Source organism: Amycolatopsis sp. NPDC052450 (assembly GCF_044547565.1).
Classification (GTDB): Bacteria; Actinomycetota; Actinomycetes; order Mycobacteriales; family Pseudonocardiaceae; genus Amycolatopsis.
The window spans coordinates 224,568-248,939 of record NZ_JBIUAQ010000001.1; the positions used below are offsets into that span (position 1 = coordinate 224,568).

The window sequence follows — 24,372 nt, forward strand, 5'->3', positions numbered from 1 at the left end:
TGCCGGCCTCCAGACACGCGAGTTACGTCTTCACGCACGCGAGTTACGTCTTCGCTCCGCCCGCCACCCTCGGGCGAACGGGCTCGCCACCGTAGCCCCAAGGGGTGAAGGCGTCCTTCGCCGCATCGGACACATTCGACCTTCCCCTCAATAACCGTCCTTACCACTCACGAGCCCTAGCGGAACCGGGCGAACCAGGCTAATCGGGCCTGGTGAAAAGTGTCCCTTATGGACAGTGGTAAGGCATCTCGGCGAGTCGGAGCGGGTCGCGAAAGCCACTTTCGCGACGCCTGGGGTCCCGAAAGTGGCTTTCGCGACACCTGGGCTCGAAGACCGCGAACACGACTTGCAGGACAGCGGCTAAGTGCGGCCCTTGCCGCCGAAACCGCCGCCGAGCTTCCGCAGCACCGCGCGCGGCAGCAGCCCCCCGACCGCGACGAGTGCCTTGTACTGCAGGCTCGGCACCGAGATCACCTTGCCGCGGCGCAGATCCGCGAGCGCCTCGTCCACGACCTGATCGACGCCGAGCCAGAACGCCTTCGGCCCGGGTTTGGCCAGTCCGGCCCGCTCGTGGAACTCCGTGGTGGTGAAGCCGGGGCAGAGCGCCATCATGCGGATGTTCTCCGGCAGTGAGGCGGCGATGCCCTCGGTGAACGAGGTGACCCAGTTCTTGCTGGCCGTGTACGTCGAACCGCGGCCGCTGAAGAAGCCCGCGACCGAGCTGACGTTGATGATCGCGCCCTCGCCGCGGTCGATCATCCCCGGCAGCGCCGCGCGGGTGAGCCGCAGGACGGCGGTGACGTTGACGTCGAGCTGGCGTTGCAGCGCGTCCGGCGGGATGGTCCAGAAATCGCCGTTGAGCCCGAAGCCCGCGTTGTTCACCAGTAGGTCCACCGGCTCTTCGGCCAGCCGCGTCTCGACCAGCGCACGTCCGTCCACTTCGGACAGGTCGGCGGGCAGGACGACGACGTCGACGCCGTGCGCATCGACCAGTTCGGCGGCGAAGCTCTCCAGCCGGTCGACGTCGCGGGCGACGAGCACGAGGTCGTACGCCTCGGCGGCGAGCCTGCGCGCGAACTGCGCGCCGATGCCGGCGGTGGCGCCGGTGATCAGTGCGGTCGGTGTCATGCCCTGAACCTACTCCCCGGTCGGGTTCGGTGGAGAGTGCCTGAAGGGGCGAGTGTGGGGGTCACCCACCGTGGGGATTTGACGTGCAATCGCTCAAGTCGGGAAGTATCGTCCGCCCCCATGGGGAAGCACAGCAGGCGCAAGCCGAGCTACCTGCCCAAAGTCGCGGCCGGCGCGGCGCCACTGGCCTTGTTGTTCGCCGGTCCGGCCGGCGCACTCGCCGCCCAGACCGATCCGTCGATCCCGCTTCCACTCGATCACCAGCGCGAAGACACCCTCGATCGCGGTGTCGGCTTCACCAGCGAAGGCGACACATCCGTCTTTCGCGGTTTCCTGACCAACACCGAGCGGGACGTCTTCAGCAAGGACGTCGGCGACGTCAAAGCCGTCGCGGACGTCCGCCGGTCGGTGAGCGAGACCGTCGAGACCCGCGAAGGTGTCACGGCCAGTCCGGACAAGGTCGGCGTGCTCGCCGCCGCGAAGACCGCCGAAGCCGTCAAGCAAGGCCAGCGGGAAGCGGTGAAGCTAGACCGCTACGGCAGTGTCGTCGCCGGGAACGAGACGGAGCTCGAGCGGACCGGCACCCGGTTGACCGAGGCCGCGCTCGACCCGCGCACCGGCGTCCCCACCCTTGTTTCCGAGGACAGCCGCGGTCTCCGCGCGGCCGAGGGGACCTATCACGCCGTCCGGCCGCTGCCCGGGGTCGGCGTGATCAACGAGACGGAACAGCACGCCGGCGGCGGCCTCGACCGGGCCATGCGGCTCGACGGCGGTTTCTCCGGCGACCTCGGCGGCGTGCTGGAGGCCGGCCGGTCTTCCGGGCACGCCGTCGACGTCGGCGAACTCGCCGCCGTCGGGACGACGTCGGCGCAGCACGGCAACGGCCGGTTCAAGGGTCTCCTGCCGCTGGACGTCGGCTCCGGCACCGGCTTCGGCCAGGAACACGCTCTCGGCGGCACCATCGGCCCGTCGTCCGGGCTGGTGACCACCGGACAGGACCTGGAGCTGGCACAGCACGGCGCCGGGATCACCGGCGCCGGTTCGCACCGGATCAGCGGAGAGCTCGGCATCGGCGACGTGGCGTCCGCCCGCGGAACCACGACGACGACCTTGCGCGGGGCCCTGCCGACCACCGATCCCGCACAGGCGGGTCGGGTGACGCAGTCCGGGACGCTGGATCTGACCGTGCTCGGTCAGTCGTGGCACACCGGCGCGACCGCCGGAGCGCTCCCGTTGGAACTCGAGCGGGCCTAGCGCCTAGTTCTGCGGCTCGATGTCGTCGGCGGCCTCGGCCTGCCAGTGGCGGCCCGGGGTCGAGGCGTTGTCGTACTCCTCGTCGAACGGGTCCACGATGTCGGCGATCTCGCCGAGGTCGCGCAGCAGCCGCTCGAGCCGCGACGGCCCGGCGTTCGGGGCGACGCTCGCGAGCACCCACTCGTTCTCCAGCCACGCCACGCCGACGTCGCCGCCGAGCGAGTCCGCCGCGTCGACGAGGTCCTGCGTGATCACCTTGCGGGCGCCCTCGGAATCGTCGGCGAAGGCGTAGCGCTGGCCGATCGGGCCGAGCATCTCGGGCATGTCCTGGCGCTGGAACGGCACGCTGGACAGCCACATCTCCAGCGGCACCTCGTGCACACGGTTGCACCGGACGGCGACCACGACCGCCGGGATCTGGCCCTCGGTCTCGATGTCGAAGATGAAGACCGGGCGCCGCCCGTCGGAAGTGAAGGTGGACCCGGCCACGACGTTGACCGCCAACTGCGCGCCGAAGTACCCGATCGCGCCGTTGGACCACTGCCGCGGCAGCCGCTCGTCCTCTTCGACGAACTGCCAGCCGCGCAGCTCGGCCCAGCGCATTCGCTCGCGATTGCGCGAGCCCTCCTTCGCCCGGTCGGCCGCGAGCAGCGCCAGCCCCGCCACCAAGGCGACGGCGGCGATGACGAACCAGATCCACGCCGGAATACCCACGCCGGTCAGGGTATCCCCCTGCCCGCACCGGATGTGATCGCCGGGCGCCGTGTCGCGCCACCCCTTTCGGTGCCGTGCCCCGAAGACCGGCCGAAACGTCGACAAATCGCTGTGTCGCCAATGCAATGAAGGGGCCTTTCATCGCAAATTTTGCAATGAAAGGCCCCTTCATCTCAGTCGACCGGCGTCAGTCCACCCGGGTGACCGTGAGCGCGTCCGACGCCTCCTGTGCCGGGATGTCGACCCGGACCGTGTCGCCGTCCCGGATCTCACCGGCCAGCAGCTGTTTCGCCAGCTTGTCGCCGATCGCCGACTGCACCAGCCGCCGCAGCGGCCGCGCGCCGTAGATCGGGTCGAACCCGTTCAGCGCGAGCCACTCGCGTGCCCCGGCGGTGACGTCGAGCGTCAGGCGGCGCCGCGAAAGCCGGGTGGCGAGCCGATCGATCTGGATGTCCACAATGGACGTCAGCTCGTCGGTGCCGAGAGCGTGGAAGACCACGATGTCGTCCAGCCGGTTCAGGAACTCCGGTTTGAACTGCCGCTGCACCACCGACATCACCGCGTCGTTGCGCTGACGCTCGTCGAGCGCCGGGTCGGCGATGGCCTGCGAACCCAGGTTCGAGGTCAGCACCAGGATCGTGTTGCGGAAGTCCACCGTGCGACCCTGGCCGTCGGTGAGCCGTCCGTCGTCGAGCACCTGCAGGAGCACGTCGAACACGTCCGGGTGCGCCTTCTCGACCTCGTCCAGCAGCACCACCGAATACGGCCGCCTGCGCACCGACTCGGTCAGCTGCCCGCCCTGGTCGTAGCCGACGTAGCCCGGAGGCGCCCCGACCAGGCGCGCCACCGAATGCTTCTCGGCGTACTCGCTCATGTCGATCCGCAGCATCGCGCGCTCGTCGTCGAACAGGAACTCCGCCAGCGCCTTCGCCAGCTCGGTCTTGCCGACGCCGGTCGGGCCGAGGAACAGGAACGAACCGGTCGGCCGGTCGGGGTCGGCGACGCCCGCCCGGGTGCGGCGCACCGCGTCCGAGACGACCTGCACGGCCTCCTTCTGCCCGACGACACGCTTGCCGAGCTCCTCCTCCATCCGGAGCAGCTTGCCCGTCTCGCCCTCCAGCAGCCGTCCGGCCGGGATACCGGTCCACGCGCTGACCACGTCCGCGACGTCGTCCGCGCCGACCTCCTCCTTGAGCATGACGTTCTGCTGGCTGACCTCGCTGGCGGCGATCGCGGCCTCGAACTCCTTCTCCAGCGCGGGAATCCGGCCGTAGCGGAGTTCGGCGGCCTTGCCGAGGTCGCCGTCGCGTTCGGCGCGTTCGGACTCGCCACGCAGCTGCTCCAGCTGCCCCTTGAGGTCGCGGACGCGTTCGATCGAGCCCTTCTCGTTCTGCCAGCGCGCCGTCAGCGCGGTCAGCGTCTCGCGCTTTTCGGCCAGCTCCGAGCGCAGCACGGCGAGCCGGTCCTTGGAGGCGGCGTCGTCCTCTTTGGACAGTGCCATCTCCTCGATCTCCATCCGCCGCACGGCGCGCTCCACCTCGTCGATCTCGACGGGCCGCGAGTCGATCTCCATGCGGAGCTTCGACGCCGCCTCGTCGACCAGGTCGATCGCCTTGTCCGGCAGGAACCGGGCGGTGATGTAGCGGTCGGACAGGGTCGCGGCGGCGACCAGCGCGGCGTCGGTGATGCGCACCCCGTGGTGCACCTCGTACCGCTCCTTGAGCCCGCGCAGGATGCCGATGGTGTCCTCTGTGGACGGTTCGCCGACCAGCACCTGCTGGAAGCGCCGCTCCAGCGCGGCGTCCTTCTCGATGTGCTGCCGGTACTCGTCGAGCGTGGTCGCGCCGACCATCCGCAGCTCACCGCGGGCGAGCATCGGCTTGATCATGTTGCCCGCGTCCATCGCGCCTTCGCCGGTCGCGCCGGCGCCGACGATGGTGTGCAGCTCGTCGATGAAGGTGACGACCTCGCCCGCGGAGTCGGTGATCTCCTTGAGCACGGCCTTCAGCCGCTCCTCGAACTCGCCGCGGAACTTGGCCCCGGCGACCATCGAGCCGAGGTCCAGCGCCACCACTCGCTTGCCGCGCAGCGATTCCGGCACGTCACCGGCGACGATGCGCTGGGCGAGCCCTTCGACGATGGCCGTCTTGCCGACGCCGGGTTCGCCGATGAGCACCGGGTTGTTCTTGGTGCGGCGCGAGAGCACCTGCACCACGCGGCGGATCTCGGTGTCGCGGCCGATCACCGGGTCCAGCTCGCCGGCGCGGGCGCGTTCGGTCAGGTCGACGCCGTACTTCTCCAGCGCTTTGAAGGTGCTCTCCGGATCCGGGCTGGTGATCCGCGCGGAGCCACGCACCTTGGCGAACGCCTCGCGCAACGCGTCCGGGGTGGCGCCGTGCCGTTTGAGCAGGTCGGCCACCGGGCCGCCCTCGGTGGCGAGGCCGACGAGGAGGTGCTCCGTCGAGACGTACTCGTCACCGAGTTCGGTCGCGAGCTTCTGCGCGTGCGTCAGCGCCTTGACCGCGTGCGCGTCGAACTGCGGGCTCGACACGGTCGCGCCGGTCGCCGACGGCAGCGCCGCGATCAGCGGCTCCAGCTCCTTGTGCACCTGCTCCGGATCGGCCCCGACCGCGGTCAGCAGCGGTGCGGTGAGCCCCTCACCCTGCGCCAGCAGGGCGCCGAGCAGATGCGCGGCCGCCACGTGCGGGTTGCCGGCCATCGTGGCCGCCTGCGCCGCCGACGAGATCGCCTGCTGGGTCTTCGTGGTCGGGTTGAAAGCGTCCATCCCTCACCTCGTACTAGGTCCTGCGAAAGTCCGTCGACCGGTACAACGTCAGCAAAGTTGAGTCTGTTCCGCTCAACTTGAGAAAAAGTTCAGCCTCCGGTCGGCGAGACGGCCTCCGCGGGCAGACGCGGGCCTACCCGGCCGAGGCCGACGACGGCCGTGCAGGCGCACGCGGCCACGAGCACCCACGGGATCCAGACTGCCACGGAGAACAGCGCGACGACGGCCGGAGCGATCACCGCGGCGAGCGTGAACGCGTATTGGAACGCCGCCAGATACCGGCCTCGCGCCTCCGGCGGTGCCGCGGCTTCGGCCAGCGCCCCGGAGCGCGGGCCGAACGCGAGATCGCCGGCGGCCAGCACGAGGGTCGCGCCGAGCAGGTAAACCGGCTGGAAGACCTTCGGCACGAACACCACGAGGAGACACGCCAGGCACCACACCACGAACAACGCCGAGCCCGCGCGCATCGCGGCGATCCGGGTCAGGTTCCTGGTGAGCCGCAACCCGACGACTCCACCCAGACTGGTGACGACGGTGAGCAGCGCGATGATCGCGCCGGGAAGCCACCGCGGGCCATGCAAGGCGTTGAAGATGTACACCGGCATCCCGATGAGGAAGAAGTCCATCGTGAGCGCGAAGAGTCCGCTGAACACGATGAGCGCCAGGTACGGGCGGTTCCGCCAGACCCGCGCGGGCCCGGCGAGCCGGGGCAGGTGCCGCGGGGCCGGCGCGACCAGCGTCGCGAGGATGGCCGCGGCGACGATGAAGGTCGCGACGTCGACCATCACGGCGACGTACAGGCCGTCTCGCCCGACCCACACCAGCAGTCCGGCCGCCGCGAGCCCGCCCAGCCCGAAGCCCGCGGAGCGAACCATCGCGGCTTCGGCGAACGGCCGGTCCTTCGGCCCTTCGCCCGCGACGTCGGCGATGAGCGAGAACTGCGAGCTGTAGAACAACTGCTGCCCCGCCGCGAGCATGACGGACGCGCCGACGACCCCGGCGAAACCGTCGGCCAGCAGGAAAGCGCTCGCACCGGCGGCCTGCAGGACATGGGAGCAGATCATCACCGTCCGCGGGCCGATCAGGTCGACGAGGCGCCCGGCGAGCGCGGGGACGAGTAGACCGGCGAACGCACCGAGAGTGACGGCGACCCCCGCCTGGGCGAGGGGCAAACCCACCACACGGTTGACGAAGACCAGCCCGAGCGGAAGGAAAAGTCCCGAGCCGAAGTTGTCGATTCCCAAGGCGACCAGCAACGCGACCCTGCTCCGCACAACATCGACGCTACCGGCGTGACAGCCAGGCGAAAGGTCCGTTCAGTCAAGACCGGCGGGTAGTAACGGCACCCGTCAAACGTCGCACGTCTGTGCCGACAAGGCGGTGCGAAGGTCGGCGTTCATCTCGGCGAGGCGAGTGGTCAGGCCGAGGACCTTTTCGTCGTCCCAGTCACCGAGCGCACGCTCCATGAACTCCAGATAACCGGCCCGCCTGCGGCCCAGTTCCTCGCGTCCGCGTTCGGAGATGCTGATGATCGACGCGCGGCCGTCCTCCGGCGCGGGACGGCGGTCGACCATCCCCGCCGCGGACAGCTGGGAGATTTGACGGCTTACGACGGAAAGATCCACAAAGCGTCGTTTGGCCAATTCCGAAGGGCGCGCCTCGCCGTGCTTCGCCAGGTCCGACAACAGCATCGCGGCCGCCGGATGCAGACCGGGCTCGTCCTGCCAGGCCTGCATGATCCACGCGTGCTGCAGCTGGGAGGCGGCCTTCAACTCACGCATCAGCTCGACCCTGGCGTCGTCTGCGGAGCTCATCGGTGCCTCCCGGCTACTTGTACAGTACAACTTTATTCGGCGACGCTTGCGTAAGACAACTGTTTACCTCGTGAGATCCCCCACTGCGGGCCGGTTTCGAGTACACCCGTCCGGAGCAACGATGCAGGCAAAAGGGCTCTAGGCGGCTAGTCTCGCGAGCGAGCCGGAACCAGCCGACCGGCCGAAAGCCACTGACCGGAGAGGTGAATGACCCGTGAATTCTTCTCCAGTGGACCTTCGTTCGTGAACCTGGGGACCTGTCTTCCGGTATGCGCTTCCCGATCAGCGACTCCCAGCCCGTGACGGCCGACGCGGTCAGTCCGGTGCCGCGTTCCTCGGCACCGAGGGAAGCCCCGCCCGCGGTCACCGCGATGGTGCGGCTCATCCGGGACACCTGGGCGAAGTCGGAACCCTTCATCCCGGAGATCTCGCAGTTCTTCTACGGGATGTTGTTCACCCTCGCGCCGGCCACCCGCGACTTCTTCCCGATCAACATGGAGGTCCAGCGCGGCAGGCTGGTGCGCGCGCTGGTCCACATCGTGCAGATGGTCGACCGGCCGGACGACCTGGTGCCGTTCCTGACCCAGCTCGGCCGCGACCACCGCAAGTTCGGCGTCATCCCCCGGCATTACGAGGCCGTCGGCACCGCGCTGCTCGCCGCGCTCAAGAACCACCTGGGTCCGGACTGGACACCGGAGGTCGAGCGGGCCTGGGCGGAGGCGTTCACCATCGTCGCCCGCGCCATGCAGGAGGCCGCCGCGGCCGACGTCAACCCGGCGTCCTGGTCGGCGACCGTACTCGAACACCGGCGGCTCACCTGGGATCTCGCCCTGGTCCGCGTCCAGCCCGAATTCCCGGTGCCGTACCAGCCCGGTCAGTACATGAGCGTCGAAGTCCCGCAGCGGCCGAGGCTCTGGCGCTATCTGTCGCCGGCGAACGCGCCGCGCGAAGACGGCGGCATCGAGTTCCACGTGCGCGCGGTCGACGGCGGCTGGGTGTCCCGCGCGATCGTGAGCCACACGCAGCCGGGCGACGTCTGGCGGCTCGGGCCGCCGCTCGGCAGGCTTTCGGTCGACCGCACCGACGGCCGCGGCGTCCTGATGATCGCGGGCGGCACCGGCATCGCGCCGCTGCGCGCCATCCTGGACGACCTCGCGCAATGGGGCGAGAACCCGAAGGTCCAGTTGTTCTACGGCGGACCGTCGCGTGAGGACCTTTACGACCTCGACGAGTTGCGCGCCCTCGCGTCCACCAACCCCTGGCTCACCGTGACCCCGGTGGTCGAACACGGTGACGAAGCCCCCGGCTGCGTCCAGGGCACGCTCGCGGAAGCCGTTACCCAGAACGGATCCTGGCCGGGGCACCGCATCCTCGTCTCCGGTTCGCCCGCGATGATCCGGGCGACGGTGTCCCGGATGCTGGTCGCGGGCAGCGCGCTCGACCAGATCGCGTACGACCCCTTCACCATCGACTAGGCACTGTCGAAACCGATTCCACAATGGTGGATCAGTCGCCGGGTTCGTGTCGTTACGTGACGCGGTAATCACGGAGAAAAAGCCACCCGATCGGCGGATCACGCCACCCCGTCGAACTGGCGAAAACCACTGGTGAACAAGGGAAAACCAGCCTGCTTGATCACCTTTACTTAGTGCCAGACGGTGTTGACCGCGCGTATATCGTTTGCTCCGTTCGAGCGGGAAACAACCATTCGCGGATCCTTTTGCGACTTCCGGGCATACAGTCTGGAACCCTCGGGGGAAACACGAGCAAGATGACATCGGGTCTGGAGAATATGCCCGATCCAACTGGAGAAAATCGTTCACCCATGACTGCCGAAACAGTGAAATACGAGCATCCACCGAGTTCGTCGAGATCCTCACCGATTCCCGTTCCGCCCCTGGTCGAAACACCCGCGGCGGACAAGACCGTCCGGATGGCCAAGCTCATCCGGGAAAGTTTCGCCGCCGTCGAAACGAAGGCAGAGGAGCTGTCCCAGTACTTTTACGGGGCGCTCTTCACCGTCGCGCCGGACGCGCGGGCGTTGTTCCCGATCAACATGGCCACCCAGCGAAATCGTTTACTGCGCGCGCTCGTCTACGTCGTGCAGATGGTGGACCGGCCGGACGAGCTGGCCACTTTCCTCGGCCAGCTCGGCCGGGACCACCGGAAGTTCGACGTCCTCGGCCGCCATTACGACGCCGTCGGTGTCGCGCTGATCGCCGCGCTGAAAAGATTCCTGAAGGACGATTGGACGCCCGAGGTGGAAGACGCCTGGGTCACCGCCTACAGCGTCATTTCGAAGAGCATGCGCGAGGCCGCGGGCAAGGAGGTCGGGCCCGCGTGGTGGAAGGCGACCGTCGTCGGGCACCGGCTCGCCTCCCGCGACGTCGCCGTCATCAAGGTGCGCACGGATCAGCCGCTCCCGTACCGGGCCGGCGGCTACGTCAGCGTCGAAGTCCCGCAGCGCCCGCGGATGTGGCGCTACTTCTCGCCTGCCACCGCGCCGCACGACGACGGGACGATGGAGTTCCACGTGCACGCCGTGCGCGGCGGCTGGGTCTCGCGCGCGATCGTCCACCACACCCGGCCCGGCGACGTCTGGCGGATCGGCCCGTCGCTCGGTGCGCTTTCGGTGCACCACACGGAAAGCCGTCCGCTGCTGATGATCGGCGGCGGCACCGGGCTCGCGCCGCTGCTCGCCCTGCTCGACGACATGTCGCGCTGGAGGAACAACCCGCCGGTGCACCTGTTCTTCGGTGGCCGGAAGCCGGAAGACCTCTACGCCCTCGACGAGCTCCGCGGGCTGACCGTCACCTGCCCTTGGCTGACGGTGACCCCGGTGACCGAGGAAGGCACCATCACCGGCGGTGACCGCGGCACGCTGGCCACGGCGGTCACGCAGCGCGGCAGCTGGAAGGACCGCGACATCTACGTCGCCGGGTCGCCTTCGATGATCCGCGCGACGATCGCGAAACTGCTCGCCGCAGGCACGGACCTGGCCCGGATCAAGTACGACCCCTTCACCCTGGACTGAGCCGGCACTCCGTTCGTATTAGGCCGATCGGCTGTTCCACTTGGGCTCGACGCAGCAGTAGGTCAGTGAATCATTGACCGCGGTCACCGGCGGATTTATGGTCTAGACCACATTGCTCCCCCTCACGGGAACACCGTCGTTCCATCCCCCAGGAGCCGGCATGACCGTCAAACGCAAGCTCGTGGCAGCCGCCGCCGGTGCGATCCTCGCCCCGATCGCCATCGTCGCCATCCCCCAGGCGGCCAGTGCCCACGGCTACGTGCTGTCCCCGCCCAGCCGCCAGGCGAACTGCGCCCAGGGCAAGGTTTCCGGCTGCGGTGCCATCGTCTACGAACCCCAGAGCGTCGAAGGCCCCAAGGGGCTCCGCAGCTGCAACGGCGGCGTTCCCGGATTCGCCGAACTCAACGACGAATCGAAGCCGTGGCCCGCCGCCTCGGTCGGCAACAGCGTGACCTTCAACTGGAAGTTCACCGCCTACCACCGGACCACGAACTACGAGTACTACATCGGTGGCACCAAGATCGCCGACATCAGCGGGAACAACTCCGCGCCGAAGGACCCGACGTCGCACACCGTGAGCCTGAACGGCTTCAGCGGCCGCCAGAAGGTGCTCGCCATCTGGAACATCGCGGACACGCCGATGGCCTTCTACAGCTGCATCGACCTGCAGATCGGCGGCGGCAACCCGCCCACCACGAGCAACCCGCCGACCACCGGCAACCCGCCCACGACGTCGAACCCGCCGACCAGCACCAGCAACCCGCCCGCCGGCGGCACCTGGGCGGCCGGGACGGCCTACGCGGTCGGCAGCACGGCGACCTACGGCGGCGCGACCTATCGCTGCCAGCTGGCGCACACCGCGCTCCAGGGCTGGGAACCGCCGAACACCCCCGCACTGTGGACCCGGCAGTGAAGCTGGCCCTCGTTCTCGTCGCCGGTCTCGTGGCCCTCGCGGGCTGCGGGACCGGTGATGGCTCACCGACCACCGCCGGCGGCCCGATCTCCCCGGTCCCCCAGTCCGCCGCCGCGGCGTCCGCCGAGTACAACGACGCCGACGTGATGTTCCTGCAGATGATGATCGCCCACAACAACCAGGGCGTGGAGATCGTCAAGCTGGTGAAGGCCAAGCAGGCGCAGAAGCAGGAGCTCAAGGATCTCGCGGCCGCCATCGAGGCGACGCAGCAGACCGAGAGCATCGAAATGCGGAACTGGCTCAAGGGCTGGGGCAAACCCGAGACCGGTTCGGCGGATCCGCACGCGCACCACCATCACGGTGGCGACGGGCTCACGGACAAGGGGTTGCTCGAAGCACTGTCCAAAAAGGATGGTTCGGAGTTCACCCTCGACTTCGCCGACATCTTCGTCGCGCACCAGCACAACGGGGTCGCGCTGGCGAGGACCGAGCTGAAGGACGGCAAGAACCCGCAGGCGAAGGCGCTGGCGCAGCGGATCATGGACTCGCGCACCGGCGAGGTCCAGCAGATCCGGACCCTGGTCCCCGGCCAATAACGCAATCAGTCACCTACTTGCGCCGGATTTCCGGGCAAGTAGGTGACTAATTGCGGCGTTTGGGCTTCCAGACGACCAGGGCCGTCTGCTGCCGCAGCGGGACGAGGTCCTTGCGGTAGGAGGCGTGCACGGCCGCGGCCGTCTGTTCGGCGGTGAGGTACGCCGCCGTGAGCTCTTCGGTCAGTTCGGCGATGCGCGCACGGAGGGCGTCGACCTGGTTTTCCAGCTCGATGATCCGCTTGATGCCCGCGAGGTTGACACCGTCCTCTTGGGACAGTCGCTGCACTTCGCGCAACAACGCGATGTCCCGCATCGAGTAACGCCGTCCACCGCCGGAGGTCCGGCCCGGCGACACGAGACCCTGGCGGTCGTAGGACCGCAGGGTCTGCGCGTGCAGGCCGGACAGCTGCGCCGCCACCGAAATGACGAACACCGGCGTGTCCTCGTCCGCCCCGTGCGGCAACCCGCCGAACATCGCGCTCACCTGCCTTCGAGAAGTTCGGTGATCTCCGGTCGTGGATCGTGGTCGGCCATGGCCTCGGCGTAGGCCTCCAGCGCTTCACGCGCCTTGTCGTCCAATTTGGCCGGGATGGCCGCCTGCAGGGTGACCAGCAGGTCGCCCTGCGAGCCGTCACGCTTCGCGATTCCCTTGCCGCGCACGCGAAGCACCCGGCCGCTCGCCGTACCTTGCGGCACCTTCAGCGAGACCTTGCCCTCGAGCGTCGGCACGGTGATCGTGCCGCCGAGGGCCAGTTCCGCGAAGGACACCGGCACGGCGATCGTCAGGTCGAGGCCCTGGCGCCCGAACAACGCGTGCGGTGCGACGTGCACGCGGACGTACAGATCGCCCGGCTGCGCGCCGCCTCGGCCCGGTTCGCCCTGGCCCGCCAGGCGGATCCGCTGGTCGTCGGCGACGCCCGGCGGGATCCGCACGGTCAGCGTGCGGGTGCGGGTGCTGATTCCCTCGCCCGCGCATTCCGGGCAGGGGTCGTCGATGATCGTGCCGCGGCCGCGGCAGTCGCGGCACGGCTCGGAGAACGCGAACGCGCCCTGGCTCCGGCTGACCAGCCCGCTGCCCTGGCAGGTCGAACACGTCCTCGGGGAAGTCCCCGGCTTCGCGCCGTTCCCGCCGCAGGTGGAGCACGTCGCCGGACTCGACAGCCTCAGCGGCAGGGTCGCGCCCTTGACCGCCTCGGTGAAGTCGATCCGGACGTCGGTCTCCACGTCCGAGCCGCGCTGCGGCCGGTTCGCGGTGGCACCGGGCGCCCCACCGCGGCGGCCGAAGAGACCGCCGAGGATGTCGCCGAGGCCGCCGAAACCGCCCTGCTGCTGGCCGGCCTGGCCGAAGATGTCGCCGACGTCGAAACCGCCGCTGCCACCGCCGCCGCCCGGGAAGCCGAAGCCACCGGGACCGCCGGAGCCGAAGAGGCGGCGAGCCTCGTCGTACTCCTTGCGCTTGGCCGTGTCGGACAGCACTCCGTACGCCTCGGAGACCGCCTTGAACTTCTTCTCGGCCTCCGCGTTGCCCGCGTTGGCGTCGGGGTGGTTCTCCTTGGCCAGCTTGCGATAGGCCCTCTTGATCTCGTCCGCGGTGGCGTCGGAGGAGACGCCCAGCTCACGGTAGAAGTCCTTACCGATCCATTCCCGTGCACTCACCGAACGTCTCCTCCTTTCACGCCGTATCGCCGATCAGCGGTTGTTCTCATCGAAAAGTTCGCCCTCGAGCGGCAGCTCGCCGCCGACGGGCGGGTCCACCGGCGCGTCCTGCGCCGCCGCCGCGGGTGCCGGAGCGGCACCCGGCTCGTGGTCGGTGACCCCGACCAGCGCCGCGCGCAGCACGCGTTCACCGAAACGGTAACCGCGGCGCATGACCGTGGTGACCGTCGGTCCGGCGACGTCCGGCGACGTGCTGTGCTGGACGGCCTCGTGCACGCTCGGGTCGAAGGGCTCGCCCTCGGCGCCGAACGGCTCGAGCCCCGACCGCTGCAGGCTCCCGACCAGCTTCTCGCCGACCGCCTTGAAGGCACCCGTCAGATCGCCGTGCTGCTCCGCGCGCTCGAGGTCGTCGAGCAGCGGGAGAAGGTCACCGACGACCGACGCCTTCGCGCCGGCGACGACCTGCTCGCGGTCACGGTCGACGCGCTTGCGGTAGTTGGCGTACTCCGCCTGGAGACGCTGGAGGTCGGCGGTGCGTTCCGCCAGCTCCTTCTCCAGCCCGGTCGCCACCGACACCGAGTCGTCCACAATGGAGTCCCCGAGGCCGGGGCCCGCGTGTGCCGCGGGCTCCGGCTCCGTCGGAGCAGCCGGCTCTACCGGGGCCTCGGTAGGAGCGGCGTGCTTCGGACCGTCCTTGGGTTCGGCCTCCGGGGCGGCCGAGCGGACCTCACCGGTCAGCGGATCGATCCGCCTGCGGTCCCGCACGACCACCGGCTCGTCCGGGCCCCGGCCCTCGGTTTCGTCGTAGCGTCCCGTCACTTCTTGTCCTTCTTGTCCTTCTCGTCCTCTTCGACGATCTCGGCGTCGACGACGTCGTCGGCCTTGGCCTGCGAACCGGTGCCCGCACCCGCGGTCCCGGTCGCGCCTTCACCGGCGGCGGCCTCGTCGGCGGCGTTGCCGGCCGCGTTGGCGTAGAGCGCGGTGCCCAGCTCCTGCGAAGCGGTGTTCAGCTTCTCGATGGACTCGCGGATCTTCGCCGAGTCGGTGCCCTTGAGCGCCTCGTTGGCCTCGTCGATCGCGGACTTCACCTTGCCCTTGAGCTCGTCAGGCAGCTTGTCCTCGTTGTCCTTGACGAACTTCTCGGTCTGGTAGACCAGCGTCTCCGCCTGGTTGCGGGTCTCCGCCTCTTCGCGGCGCTGCTTGTCCTCCTCGGCGTGCGCCTCGGCGTCCTTGACCATGCGCTCGATGTCGTCCTTCGGCAGCGCGGAGCCACCGGTGATCGTCATCGACTGCTCCTTGTTCGTGCCGAGGTCCTTCGCGAGGACGTGCACGATGCCGTTGGCGTCGATGTCGAAGGTGACCTCGATCTGCGGCACGCCACGCGGGGCGGGCGGGAGACCGGTCAGCTCGAACATGCCGAGCTTCTTGTTGTGCGCCGCGATCTCGCGCTCACCCTGGAACACCTGGATCTGCACCGACGGCTGGTTGTCGTCCGCGGTGGAGAAGATCTCCGAACGCTTGGTCGGGATCGTGGTGTTGCGCTCGATGAGCTTGGTGAACACGCCGCCCTTGGTCTCGATGCCCAGCGAAAGCGGGGTCACGTCGAGCAGCAGGACGTCCTTGACCTCACCCTTGAGCACACCGGCCTGCAGCGCGGCGCCGACGGCGACGACCTCGTCCGGGTTGACGCCCTTGTTCGGCTCGCGGCCGCCGGTCAGCTCCTTGACCAGGTCCGACACGGCGGGCATGCGGGTGGAACCACCCACGAGCACGACGTGGTCGATGTCGCCCACGGCGACCCCGGCGTCACGGATGACGTTGTTGAACGGCTTGCGGGTGCGCTCGAGCAGGTCCGAGGTGATCTTCTGGAACTCGGCGCGGGAGAGCTGCTCGTCGAGGAACAGCGGGTTCTTGTCCGCGTCCACGGTGATGTACGGCAGGTTGATGCCCGCGGAGTTCGAGCTGGACAGCTCGATCTTCGCCTTCTCGGCCGCCTCACGGATGCGCTGGAGCGCCATCTTGTCCTTGGTGAGGTCGATGCCGTTGGAGGCCTTGAACTTGTCGACCAGCCAGGTGACGATGCGCTCGTCCCAGTCGTCACCGCCGAGGTGGTTGTCACCGGAGGTCGCGCGGACCTCGACGACGCCCTCGCCGATCTCCAGCAGCGAGACGTCGAACGTGCCGCCACCGAGGTCGAAGACCAGGATGGTCTGTTCCTTCTCGCCCTTGTCGAGGCCGTACGCCAGCGCCGCCGCGGTGGGCTCGTTGACGATGCGGAGCACGTTCAGGCCGGCGATCTGACCGGCTTCCTTGGTGGCCTGCCGCTGCGCGTCCTCGAAGTAGGCGGGGACGGTGATGACCGCGTCGGTGATGGTCTCGCCCAGGTACGCCTCGGCGTCGCGCTTGAGCTTCATCAGCACGCGGGCGCTGATCTCCTGCGAGGTGTAGGCCTTGCCGTCGATCTCGGTCTTCCAGTCGGTGCCGACGTGCCGCTTGACCGACCGGATGGTGCGGTCGACGTTCGTCACGGCCTGGTTCTTCGCCGGCTGGCCGGTCAGCACTTCGCCGTTCTTGGCGAAGGCGACGATGGACGGGGTGGTGCGTGAACCTTCCGAGTTGGCGATGACCGTCGGCTCGCCGCCCTCAAGGACAGCGACGACCGAGTTGGTCGTGCCGAGGTCGATGCCGACCGCTCGCGCCATGGTGTGATCCTCCTGCTAGTTTCGTGACCTGCACGTTCTCGCCCACCTTGAGCGGGCTCAACGCAAGTTGTATCGGGCCGGTGCGGGTTCCGTCAAGCCGGACTTGAGCCGACCGCACTCAACCTTGTATCCGGCTCAACGAGCGGCACGGGCGTCTTGTTCCCGGGTTACCGGCAGACCGTGCCCGGAGCGGGTGTGACCCCGCTCACCAGGTACTTCACCTCTTCGGTGCGCACACAGGCGGAGTTCAACAGCCCCGTGTGCCCGTACCCTGCGTCGACGAGCAACGTCGAGTTCTCGATGTTGCGCGCGAGCCCCTTCGCCCACACGAGCGGCGTCGCCGGGTCGTGTTCGCCGCCGACCACGAGGATCGGCGCCGCACCCGAGACCTTCTGCGGCCGCGGCAGGTACGCCGAGGGCACCGGCCAGCCCGTGCACCCGCTCGCGATGTCCCAGAACTCCGAGTACCGCCAGCTGTGCGGCGCCAGGGTCTTCACCAGACTCTGCATCGCCCTCATGTCAGGGTAGGAGGTGAACGGCGAGCCGAAGTCGTGGCAGCCGATCGAGCGGTACGCGCCGTAGGACGGGTCCAGCTGGGCGTACGGCACCAGCGTGTCCGCGTTCCCCGCTGTCGCGGCCTCGATGCCCTTCGCCACGTCCGGCCAGAACGCCGGCAGGATCAGCCCGCCGTAGACACCGGCCGCGATCTCCTCGGCGGTCACGTTCCGCCCCAGCTGCTTCGACGGCACGCCGCCGGGCGTCCGCATGAGCTTGTCGTAGGTGGCGAGAACGTCCTTGCCGCGAAGCGCGCAGTCCGAAGACGTCGTGCACCACTTCGCGAAGTCGTTGAGCGCGCCTTCGGTCGCGATGGCCTCGTCGAGGATCGCCAGCCGCGTCGGCCGCGAGTGGTCGATGGCGCCGTCGAGCACCATCGTCCTGACGCGCTTCGGGTACTTCTCCGCGTACACGGCGCCGAGTTCGGAACCGTAGGAGACACCGAGCCAGTTCACTTTCGGCTCACCGAGGGCGACCCGGATCGCTTCGATGTCGTCCGCGGCGCGCCAAGTGTCCACAGAGGACAAAGCGGGCCCTGTCCTTTTGAGACACTCGCTGCCGGAGGCGCGGTTGTGCGCGATGAGCTTGTCGTAGTCCGCGCGGTTCCGCGGGAGACGGCTGATCACCGGATCGTGCAGGTTCGGCGCACAGCTGATCGCGGGCCTGCTTTCCCCGACGCCACGCGGGTCGAACCCGATGACGTCGAACCGCTGCCGCACTTCGGCCAGCTCCGGTCGATCCAGCGCGAACCCCCGGCCGCCGTACTTGAGCACGGTGACCCCGGCCCCGCCCGGCCCGCCCGGGTTGGTCAGCAGCGAACCGACGCGGCGGGCGGGATCGGTCGCGGGCAGTTTCGCCAGCGCGAGGGAAAAGCCGTCGCCGACCGGAAGACTCGCGCATTCCAGCGTCGGCGCGTACTCGGTCGCACACGGCTTCCAGTCGATCCCGGGCGCGGCGGACGCGGGCACCGCGGACAGCGGCAGCAGGGTCAGCGCGGTGATCGCGGCAAGTGTCTTCATACGGGCTTCACCGTGATCGAGCCGGTGCCGGACTGGAGGTCGAGGACGTTCGCCGAAGCCTGGTCCTGCCGGACGCCGCCGGTCTCGACCTTGCCCGTCTCCGTTTTGGCGCGGACCTGGTACGCGCCGTCGGGCACGGTGACGACGACCTTGCCGACCTCGGCGTTCGCGGTGACCGCGCCCGGTTTCGCGAGACCGACCTCGATGTCACCGGTGCCGGTGCGCAGGTTGACCGGCCCGGACGTGCTCAGCACCTTCAGGTCGCCGACGTCCCCCTTCAGATCGACCGAAGCGGCGCGGGCGAGCGTGATCTTGCCGGTGCCGATGGACCCGGAGATCGCCAGCTCGCGCGGCACCACGACGTCGTAATCCACACCGCACTGCTTGCAGCCGCCGAGGACCAGCGTGCCGTTCTCGACGCTGTACGTCTTGCCAGGGTTCTTGCCGGTGTACGTCACTTCGCGGCGCAGCGAGACCGGTGCGCCGTCCTCCACCCGGAGCGTGACCGCGCCGACCGGCACGTCCACCCGGATCGCGGTGATCTGCTCGGTGACGGGCGCGCCGTCGCTCAGCTTCTCGTGGCTTTCGGTCGTGCAGCCGACGATCCCGAAGGCGGTCAGCGCGCCGAGAGCGAGCGCGCCGAGGACGCGCTTCTCTATGGTTCCCATGAAAAAGTGTTCCCCCGATGAATTCCGTCAGGCCGCTTTGACCTTGACGCTTCCGCTGTCGGTGTTGAGATCGAGCTTGTGCTGGGCCGAACCGGACTGGTTCACGTCGATGTCGCGGCTGCCGCTGCCGGTGGTGCCGGTGACGTTGTAGTCGCCTGCCGGGACGCTGACCTCCACCGAACCGCTGTCGGTCTGCGCGGTGACGTCGGCACCCTTGATCAGTTCGAGTTCGATGCGGCCGCTGTCGGTGCGGGCCTCGACGTTGCCGCCGAGCCGTTCCCCCTTGATGGCGCCGGAAGCGGCCTGCACCGTGACGGCCTGGCCGATGTTCGCCAGTTCGACGCGACCGGCGTCGGACCGCACCTTCACCGTGCCCGGCACGTCGCGCACCTCGACCTGGCCGGAGTCGACCGTGACGTCCACAGTGGACACCCCGGCGATGTCGAGCCTGCCGGAGTCCAGATTGCCCGTGACCGGCACGCCCGCCGGGACCACCACGTCGTAGCGGACCTCGCAGCTGGTGCCGCAGTCGGCGAGGACCAGGGTGTCGCCTTCCACGCGGAACGAGTCGCCCGGCTTGTTCCCGCGGTACTCGAACTCCTGGTGGACCCGGACCGGCCCCTCGCCGGTGCGGATCTTGATGCCACCCTCGTCGTTCTCGATCCGCACGCTGCGGATCGGCTGGGTCACCTCCGCGGTGGCCTCCGCGTCGGACGGCCACCACCAGCCGAGTCCGGTGAGGACACCGACGCCGATCAACGCGATGCCTCCGATCGCGAGGAGTGGGCGCGCCATGGTCTTGAGTCCCTCCAGAGCAGGTTTTCGTGTAGCTCGACGCTAAGGGCAGCACGGCGGGATGGACATAGGGGTAACCCCCGGAATCGTCCCTGATCCCGCACCGGGGTCCTAGGGGTCCTGGGCGCTGTCCTGCAGGTCATGTTCGCGGTCTTCGCGCCCAGGCGGCCCATCGAACAGACCTGCAGGACAGCACCTAGCCTGGCTTTGTCACCGATTCCACGATCAGGAGGACGCATGCCGCAGGCACCCGATCCGTACGACTTCCTGCCCGATCTGCCTGCCTTCACCTTGAGCAGCACCGACATCGAAGAAGGCGGCTTCCTGCCGACAGCCCAGCTTTCCGGGATCTTCGGCGCGGGCGGCGAAGACCGTTCCCCGCAACTGTCCTGGGAGGGCTTCCCCGAGGGGACCAAGAGTTTCGCCGTGACCTGCTACGACCCCGACGCCCCGACGGCGAGCGGTTTCTGGCACTGGGCGGTCTTCGACATCCCGGCGTCGGTGACCGCACTGGCCGCGAACGCGGGCGACGAGACGTGCTCCGGTCTGCCGGCGGGCGCTGTCACCCTGAAGGGGGACGGAGGCGTGAAGCAGTTCCTCGGCGCCGCCCCGCCGCCCGGACACGGGCCGCACCGGTACATCTTCGCGGTGCACGCTGTCGACGTCGAAAAGCTTGAGGTCGGCGAAGACGCTACGCCGGCTTTCCTCGGCTTCAACCTCTTCGGCCACGCCATCGGCCGGGCGACGCTTACGGCCCTGCACGAGAACAAGGGCTGAACCGGCTTTCCGTGAGGGCCTCCTTCCCTACTCTCAGGGTAGGGAAGGAGGCCCTCACGGACTTTGACCGCTCTAGCTAGACCTGCCCGTTGGCCCGGCTTCGCTCCATGTACTGCCCCTCGGGTGGGTCGCCGAAGCCGAACGGCCGGTACAGCCCGTGCGCGTCGGCGGTGTGCAGCATCCACCGGAACTCCGCGCCCGGCCCGTTGTCGATCATCTCCCGGACCAGTTCCTTGCCGAGCCCCGCGCCGCGCGCCTCGTCGACGACGAAGACGTCCGCGAGGTACGCGCTGCCGATGGTGTCCGAGAACGCCCGCGCGAACCCGACCAGCCGTCCACTCGAAGTCTCGTACGCGCCGACGACCCGCCACGCGTTCCTGAAGACCTTCTCGATCAGCTCGCGGTCTCGCCACTTGCCCCAGTAGACCTCGGTGGACAGGCACTTCCACACCACTTCGAGGTCCATCCGTGCCGGGTCGTCGTCCAGTTCGTATGCGCCGACAGTCCTCATGATCCGAACGCTACCCAGCAGGTCAACGAGGTTTCAGCAGGTAGTCGACCACCGGCCGCAGCTCCTCCGCGGACGGCGGCTCGTCGTCGATGAGGCCCTGGATCAGGAGGCCGTCGATACCGGCGAGGAACACCCGGAACGCGACCTCGTCGTCGTGCCGGACCATCGAGGTCAGCACGTCCAGCCAGCGCCGGGCGGCGGGCCGCAGCTCGGGTTTGCGCGCGGCCAGCAGGTACAGCTCGTACTCCGCCATCGTCCGCCCGCGCCGCGGGCCCAGCGCCTCCGCGAGCAGTCCGGCGACCTCTTCCGCGCCGCGGCTGCCGCGCGAACGGGCGCGGTCGATCATCCAGTAGACCTCGGTCGCCATATCCCGCGCGCAGGAGATCAGGGTGGCGATCAGCAGGTCGTCGAGGCTGGAGAAGTGATAGGTCGTCGAAGCCGTCGGCACGCCCGCCTCGGCGGCGACCGTCCGATGGGTGACGCCGGCGACGCCGTCGCGTTCGATCACCCGCAACGCGGCCGCGATGATCTCGTCGCGCCGCTTCTCGCCCCTGGCCTTCCGGCCGTCGATCTGGATCTTCACTTAGTGCGCGCCCCCTGCCTCGATCAGCACGACGCCGCCGATCACCAGTACCAATCCGGCGATCACGGAGAAGTTGACGGGTTCTTTGAAGAACACGATGCCGACGGCGGCCACCAGCGCGACACCGGCCGCGGCCCAGATCGCGTAGGCGACGCTCACCGGCACGCCCGCCTTCAGCACATACGCCAGTGCGACGAACGCGACGGCGTATCCGAGGACCACGACGATCGACGGGCCCACCTTGCTGAAGCCCTCGGAAAGTTTCAGCGACACCGTCGCGGATACCTCTGCGGCGATGGCCAAAGCGAGAAGAAGGTACGCACCCATGTCACAAAAACTACCTGGACGATCGTCTTAAAACCAAGAGAGGCGTACACCACATCGGTGGGACTTGGGCGCGGTCAGTGGGTTACCCATCAGTAAGAAGCATTAGTCTGCCCGAACCACCACAGCTTCACTCGGACGAAAGGCACCCGACGATGGGCGCTGTACAGCTGACGCTCGGCGGGATCTCGGTCCTGCTCGGCGTCGTCGCCTGGGGAATGTTCTTCGCGACCATCGCCCGCTTCGTGCGGGTGATCCGCCTCGGCCAGCCCGACGCGACCCGCAACGGCCCGTTCATGCCGCGCATGAAGACCTTGATCAAGGAATTCGCCGCGCACACCCGCATGAACAAGATCCGCAGCGTCGGCGCCGCGCACTGGCTGGTCATGTGGGGCTTCCTGCTCGGGTCGCTCGCCCTCTTCGAGGCGTACGGCGAGGTCTTCGTTCCCACGTGGGGCTGGCCCATCCTCGACGACTGGTCGCTGTTCCAGCTGCTCATGGAGGTGCTCGGCGTCGGCACCATCGTCGGCGCACTGGTGCTGATCGGGATCCGCCAGAAGAACCACCCGCGCCGCGCCGACCGGCAGTCCCGCTTCCAGGGCTCCAACTTCAAGTGGGCGTACTTCATCGAGGCCGTCGTGCTCATCGAGGGCATCGGCATCATCGGTGTCCGCGCCGCGAAGTCCGCGATGAACGTCCACGAGACCCCGATCTGGGCCGCGTTCGTCTCGCATCCGATCGGTGAACTGCTGCCCGCCAGCCCGAACCTGGTCTCGGTGTTCGCGTTCGTCAAGCTGATGAGCGCCACCATCTGGCTGTTCGTCATCGCGCGCACGATGACCATGGGCATCGCGTGGCACCGGTTCAGCGCCTTCTTCAACATCTACTTCAAGCGCGAGGACGACGGCGGAGTCGCGCTGGGCGCGCTCAAGCCGATGATGAGCAACGGCAAGGTGCTCGACCTCGAAGAGGCCGACCCGGACGAGGACACCTTCGGCGTCGGCAAGATCGAGGACTTCAGCTGGAAGGGCTGGCTGGACTTCTCCACCTGCACCGAATGCGGCCGCTGCCAGTCGCAGTGCCCCGCGTGGAACACCGGCAAGCCGCTTTCGCCGAAGCTGCTCATCACGCAGCTTCGCGACCACGCCTACGCGAAGGCGCCGTACCTGCTCGCGGGCGGCAAGCGCGACATGGCCGGCGACGAGGTCGGCCTGTCCGGCGACAACATGTACGCGGGCATCGACGTCCTCGCGATCGCGGAGTCGCAGAAGGCCCTCATCGGCGACGACGGCGGCGTGATCGACCCCGAGGTGCTCTGGTCCTGCACCTCCTGCGGCGCGTGCGTCGAGCAGTGCCCGGTGGACATCGAACACGTCGACCACATCGTCGACATGCGCCGCTACCAGGTGATGATCGAGTCCTCGTTCCCCAGCGAGCTCAACGGGATGTTCAAGAACCTGGAGAACAAGGGCAACCCGTGGGGCCAGAACGCCAAGGACCGGCTCGCCTGGACCGAGGACCTGGAGTTCGAGGTGCCGGTGTTCGACGGCGACCTCGGCGACACCGAGTACCTCTTCTGGGTCGGCTGCGCCGGCGCGTTCGAGGACCGCGCGAAGAAGACCACGCGCGCTGTCGCGGAACTGCTGCACATCGCGGGCGTGAAGTACACCGTGCTCGGCTCGGAGGAGTCCTGCACCGGCGACCCGGCCCGCCGCGCGGGCAACGAGTTCCTGTTCCAGATGCTGGCACAGCAGAACGTCGAGATCCTGAACTCGGTGTTCGAGGGCCGCGAACGCAAGGCGCGCAAGGTGGTCGTCACCTGTGCGCACTGCTTCAACACCCTCGCGAACGAGTACCCGGAGCTGGGCGGCCAGTTCGACGTCGTGCACCACACCCAGCTGCTCAACCGCCTGGTGCGGGAGAAGCACCTGACCCCGGTCGCCCCGGTCGCCGAGGACGTCACCTACCACGACCCGTGCTACCTGGGCCGCCACAACAAGGTCTACGACGCTCCGCGTGAGCTCGTCGGCGCTTCGGGCGCACAGCTGCGCGAGATGCCGCGGCACGGCGACCGTTCGATGTGCTGTGGTGCCGGTGGCGCGCGGATGTGGATGGAAGAGAAGATCGGCAAGCGCATCAACGTCGAGCGCGTCGACGAAGCGCTCGGCACCGCGCCTTCGAAGATCGCGACCGGCTGCCCGTTCTGCCGCGTGATGCTGACCGACGGCGTCACGGCCCGCCAGAGCGACGGGCAGGCGAGCGAGAAGGTCGAGGTCGTCGACGTCGCCCAGCTGCTGCTGACCGCCGTCAAGCGGAAGCCGGAACCGCAACTGGTCCCGGCGGGAGCGCCGTCCCTGGACGGCGTCTCGGATGCCGAACTCGACGGAAAGGCCGACGTGCCCACCGACGAAACAGCCACCGGGACGCCACTTCCCGAGGAAGACAAGTAGCAGTCCGAGCCGGAGGGAACATTCTCTCGCACATAATGCGAGAGAATGTTCCCTCTTGTTTTATCCGGCCTTGACCATTCGGTCCCGTTACCCG

Annotated in this window: 22 protein-coding genes; 7 read left to right on the forward strand and 15 right to left on the reverse strand. The window is 68.5% G+C overall.

The genetic code is table 11. The features are described 5' to 3' along the window. Positions 1 to 360: 360 nt before the first annotated feature. Positions 361 to 1,128, reverse strand: coding sequence for an SDR family NAD(P)-dependent oxidoreductase (locus ACIHAO_RS01150; protein ID WP_396554180.1), 768 nt, complete (start codon positions 1,126 to 1,128; stop codon positions 361 to 363). 120 nt (positions 1,129 to 1,248) lie between these two features. On the opposite strand from ACIHAO_RS01150, the gene ACIHAO_RS01155 reads away from it, so the two are divergent. Then, positions 1,249 to 2,382 (forward strand): hypothetical protein, encoded by a 1,134-nt coding sequence (locus ACIHAO_RS01155; protein WP_396554181.1) that lies wholly within the window; start codon positions 1,249 to 1,251, stop codon positions 2,380 to 2,382. 3 nt (positions 2,383 to 2,385) lie between these two features. Here the strand turns inward: ACIHAO_RS01155 and ACIHAO_RS01160 are convergent, their stop codons facing one another. The 4 genes from ACIHAO_RS01160 to ACIHAO_RS01175 form a co-directional block, all read right to left on the reverse strand. Further along, the gene (locus ACIHAO_RS01160; RefSeq protein ID WP_396554182.1) at positions 2,386 to 3,096 is read right to left on the reverse strand and encodes a hypothetical protein; all 711 of its coding nucleotides are present in this window, start codon (positions 3,094 to 3,096) and stop codon (positions 2,386 to 2,388) included. 187 nt (positions 3,097 to 3,283) lie between these two features. Then, positions 3,284 to 5,881, reverse strand: a complete 2,598-nt coding sequence (gene clpB / locus ACIHAO_RS01165; protein WP_396554183.1) for an ATP-dependent chaperone ClpB — start codon at positions 5,879 to 5,881, stop codon at positions 3,284 to 3,286. 89 nt (positions 5,882 to 5,970) lie between these two features. Beyond that, positions 5,971 to 7,155 (reverse strand): MFS transporter, encoded by a 1,185-nt coding sequence (locus ACIHAO_RS01170; RefSeq protein WP_396554184.1) that lies wholly within the window; start codon positions 7,153 to 7,155, stop codon positions 5,971 to 5,973. Between the two features lie 75 nt (positions 7,156 to 7,230). Further along, positions 7,231 to 7,695 carry a MarR family winged helix-turn-helix transcriptional regulator gene (locus ACIHAO_RS01175; protein WP_396554185.1) on the reverse strand — a complete coding sequence of 155 codons (465 nt, stop codon included), beginning with the start codon at positions 7,693 to 7,695 and terminating at the stop codon, positions 7,231 to 7,233. A gap of 269 nt (positions 7,696 to 7,964) precedes the next feature. Here ACIHAO_RS01175 and ACIHAO_RS01180 point away from each other — a divergent pair, with 269 nt between their 5' ends. The 4 genes from ACIHAO_RS01180 to ACIHAO_RS01195 all read left to right on the forward strand — a co-directional run bounded on the left by ACIHAO_RS01180 (position 7,965) and on the right by ACIHAO_RS01195 (position 12,238). After that, on the forward strand, positions 7,965 to 9,170 hold the full coding sequence (locus ACIHAO_RS01180) for a globin domain-containing protein (RefSeq protein ID WP_396554186.1): 1,206 nt from the start codon (positions 7,965 to 7,967) through the stop codon (positions 9,168 to 9,170). A gap of 458 nt (positions 9,171 to 9,628) precedes the next feature. Then, on the forward strand, positions 9,629 to 10,729 hold the full coding sequence (locus tag ACIHAO_RS01185; protein WP_396554770.1) for a globin domain-containing protein: 1,101 nt from the start codon (positions 9,629 to 9,631) through the stop codon (positions 10,727 to 10,729). 160 nt (positions 10,730 to 10,889) lie between these two features. Next, a complete protein-coding gene (locus ACIHAO_RS01190) occupies positions 10,890 to 11,642 on the forward strand; it encodes a lytic polysaccharide monooxygenase (protein WP_396554187.1) in 753 nt (250 codons plus the stop codon). After that, positions 11,639 to 12,238: a DUF305 domain-containing protein gene (locus ACIHAO_RS01195; RefSeq protein WP_396554188.1), complete on the forward strand. Its 600-nt coding sequence runs from the start codon at positions 11,639 to 11,641 to the stop codon at positions 12,236 to 12,238. The genes ACIHAO_RS01190 and ACIHAO_RS01195 overlap by 4 nt, the downstream gene beginning before the upstream one ends. A gap of 46 nt (positions 12,239 to 12,284) precedes the next feature. Here the strand turns inward: ACIHAO_RS01195 and ACIHAO_RS01200 are convergent, their stop codons facing one another. The 7 genes from ACIHAO_RS01200 to ACIHAO_RS01230 all read right to left on the reverse strand — a co-directional run bounded on the left by ACIHAO_RS01200 (position 12,285) and on the right by ACIHAO_RS01230 (position 19,633). Then, a complete protein-coding gene (locus tag ACIHAO_RS01200; protein WP_396554189.1) occupies positions 12,285 to 12,713 on the reverse strand; it encodes a heat shock protein transcriptional repressor HspR in 429 nt (142 codons plus the stop codon). Between the two features lie 5 nt (positions 12,714 to 12,718). Then, entirely contained in the window at positions 12,719 to 13,894 is a 1,176-nt protein-coding gene (dnaJ, locus tag ACIHAO_RS01205; RefSeq protein WP_396554190.1) for a molecular chaperone DnaJ, read from the reverse strand. A 33-nt stretch (positions 13,895 to 13,927) separates the two neighbouring features. Next, complete coding sequence (gene grpE, locus ACIHAO_RS01210) at positions 13,928 to 14,713, reverse strand: nucleotide exchange factor GrpE (protein ID WP_396554191.1); 786 nt, start codon at positions 14,711 to 14,713, stop codon at positions 13,928 to 13,930. After that, positions 14,710 to 16,596, reverse strand: coding sequence for a molecular chaperone DnaK (gene dnaK, locus ACIHAO_RS01215; RefSeq protein ID WP_396554192.1), 1,887 nt, complete (start codon positions 16,594 to 16,596; stop codon positions 14,710 to 14,712). Before dnaK ends, grpE begins: the two co-directional genes overlap by 4 nt. A 167-nt stretch (positions 16,597 to 16,763) precedes the next feature. Further along, the gene (locus tag ACIHAO_RS01220; protein ID WP_396554193.1) at positions 16,764 to 18,170 is read right to left on the reverse strand and encodes an alpha/beta hydrolase; all 1,407 of its coding nucleotides are present in this window, start codon (positions 18,168 to 18,170) and stop codon (positions 16,764 to 16,766) included. Then, a complete protein-coding gene (locus ACIHAO_RS01225; protein WP_396554194.1) occupies positions 18,167 to 18,838 on the reverse strand; it encodes a DUF4097 family beta strand repeat-containing protein in 672 nt (223 codons plus the stop codon). The genes ACIHAO_RS01220 and ACIHAO_RS01225 overlap by 4 nt, the downstream gene beginning before the upstream one ends. Before the next feature lie 27 nt (positions 18,839 to 18,865). Further along, entirely contained in the window at positions 18,866 to 19,633 is a 768-nt protein-coding gene (locus tag ACIHAO_RS01230; protein WP_396554195.1) for a DUF4097 family beta strand repeat-containing protein, read from the reverse strand. Between the two features lie 237 nt (positions 19,634 to 19,870). Here ACIHAO_RS01230 and ACIHAO_RS01235 point away from each other — a divergent pair, with 237 nt between their 5' ends. Beyond that, positions 19,871 to 20,410 (forward strand): YbhB/YbcL family Raf kinase inhibitor-like protein, encoded by a 540-nt coding sequence (locus ACIHAO_RS01235; RefSeq protein WP_396554196.1) that lies wholly within the window; start codon positions 19,871 to 19,873, stop codon positions 20,408 to 20,410. A gap of 76 nt (positions 20,411 to 20,486) precedes the next feature. On the opposite strand, the gene ACIHAO_RS01240 is transcribed toward ACIHAO_RS01235, so the two are convergent. The 3 genes from ACIHAO_RS01240 to ACIHAO_RS01250 are packed head-to-tail and all read right to left on the reverse strand — an operon-like array spanning position 20,487 to position 21,831. Next, positions 20,487 to 20,921: a GNAT family N-acetyltransferase gene (locus ACIHAO_RS01240; RefSeq protein WP_396554197.1), complete on the reverse strand. Its 435-nt coding sequence runs from the start codon at positions 20,919 to 20,921 to the stop codon at positions 20,487 to 20,489. A gap of 22 nt (positions 20,922 to 20,943) precedes the next feature. After that, on the reverse strand, positions 20,944 to 21,504 hold the full coding sequence (locus ACIHAO_RS01245; protein ID WP_125790849.1) for a TetR/AcrR family transcriptional regulator: 561 nt from the start codon (positions 21,502 to 21,504) through the stop codon (positions 20,944 to 20,946). Then, positions 21,505 to 21,831, reverse strand: coding sequence for a multidrug efflux SMR transporter (locus ACIHAO_RS01250; protein ID WP_125779785.1), 327 nt, complete (start codon positions 21,829 to 21,831; stop codon positions 21,505 to 21,507). A 152-nt stretch (positions 21,832 to 21,983) separates the two neighbouring features. On the opposite strand from ACIHAO_RS01250, the gene ACIHAO_RS01255 reads away from it, so the two are divergent. Continuing rightward, positions 21,984 to 24,278: a (Fe-S)-binding protein gene (locus tag ACIHAO_RS01255; protein WP_396554198.1), complete on the forward strand. Its 2,295-nt coding sequence runs from the start codon at positions 21,984 to 21,986 to the stop codon at positions 24,276 to 24,278. Positions 24,279 to 24,372 lie beyond the last annotated feature (94 nt).

Excerpts from the sequence above, each read along its gene's own strand:
- ACIHAO_RS01150 (WP_396554180.1), bottom strand. The coding sequence starts at position 1,128 with ATGACACCGACCGCACTGATCACCGGCGCCACCGCCGGCATCGGCGCG.
- ACIHAO_RS01155 (WP_396554181.1), top strand. The coding sequence starts at position 1,249 with ATGGGGAAGCACAGCAGGCGCAAGCCGAGCTACCTGCCCAAAGTCGCG.
- clpB (WP_396554183.1), bottom strand. The coding sequence starts at position 5,881 with ATGGACGCTTTCAACCCGACCACGAAGACCCAGCAGGCGATCTCGTCG.
- ACIHAO_RS01175 (WP_396554185.1), bottom strand. The coding sequence starts at position 7,695 with ATGAGCTCCGCAGACGACGCCAGGGTCGAGCTGATGCGTGAGTTGAAG.
- ACIHAO_RS01180 (WP_396554186.1), top strand. The coding sequence starts at position 7,965 with ATGCGCTTCCCGATCAGCGACTCCCAGCCCGTGACGGCCGACGCGGTC.
- ACIHAO_RS01185 (WP_396554770.1), top strand. The coding sequence starts at position 9,629 with ATGGCCAAGCTCATCCGGGAAAGTTTCGCCGCCGTCGAAACGAAGGCA.
- ACIHAO_RS01190 (WP_396554187.1), top strand. The coding sequence starts at position 10,890 with ATGACCGTCAAACGCAAGCTCGTGGCAGCCGCCGCCGGTGCGATCCTC.
- ACIHAO_RS01200 (WP_396554189.1), bottom strand. The coding sequence starts at position 12,713 with ATGTTCGGCGGGTTGCCGCACGGGGCGGACGAGGACACGCCGGTGTTC.
- dnaK (WP_396554192.1), bottom strand. The coding sequence starts at position 16,596 with ATGGCGCGAGCGGTCGGCATCGACCTCGGCACGACCAACTCGGTCGTC.
- ACIHAO_RS01220 (WP_396554193.1), bottom strand. The coding sequence starts at position 18,170 with ATGAAGACACTTGCCGCGATCACCGCGCTGACCCTGCTGCCGCTGTCC.
- ACIHAO_RS01225 (WP_396554194.1), bottom strand. The coding sequence starts at position 18,838 with ATGGGAACCATAGAGAAGCGCGTCCTCGGCGCGCTCGCTCTCGGCGCG.
- ACIHAO_RS01230 (WP_396554195.1), bottom strand. The coding sequence starts at position 19,633 with ATGGCGCGCCCACTCCTCGCGATCGGAGGCATCGCGTTGATCGGCGTC.
- ACIHAO_RS01235 (WP_396554196.1), top strand. The coding sequence starts at position 19,871 with ATGCCGCAGGCACCCGATCCGTACGACTTCCTGCCCGATCTGCCTGCC.
- ACIHAO_RS01240 (WP_396554197.1), bottom strand. The coding sequence starts at position 20,921 with ATGAGGACTGTCGGCGCATACGAACTGGACGACGACCCGGCACGGATG.
- ACIHAO_RS01250 (WP_125779785.1), bottom strand. The coding sequence starts at position 21,831 with ATGGGTGCGTACCTTCTTCTCGCTTTGGCCATCGCCGCAGAGGTATCC.
- ACIHAO_RS01255 (WP_396554198.1), top strand. The coding sequence starts at position 21,984 with ATGGGCGCTGTACAGCTGACGCTCGGCGGGATCTCGGTCCTGCTCGGC.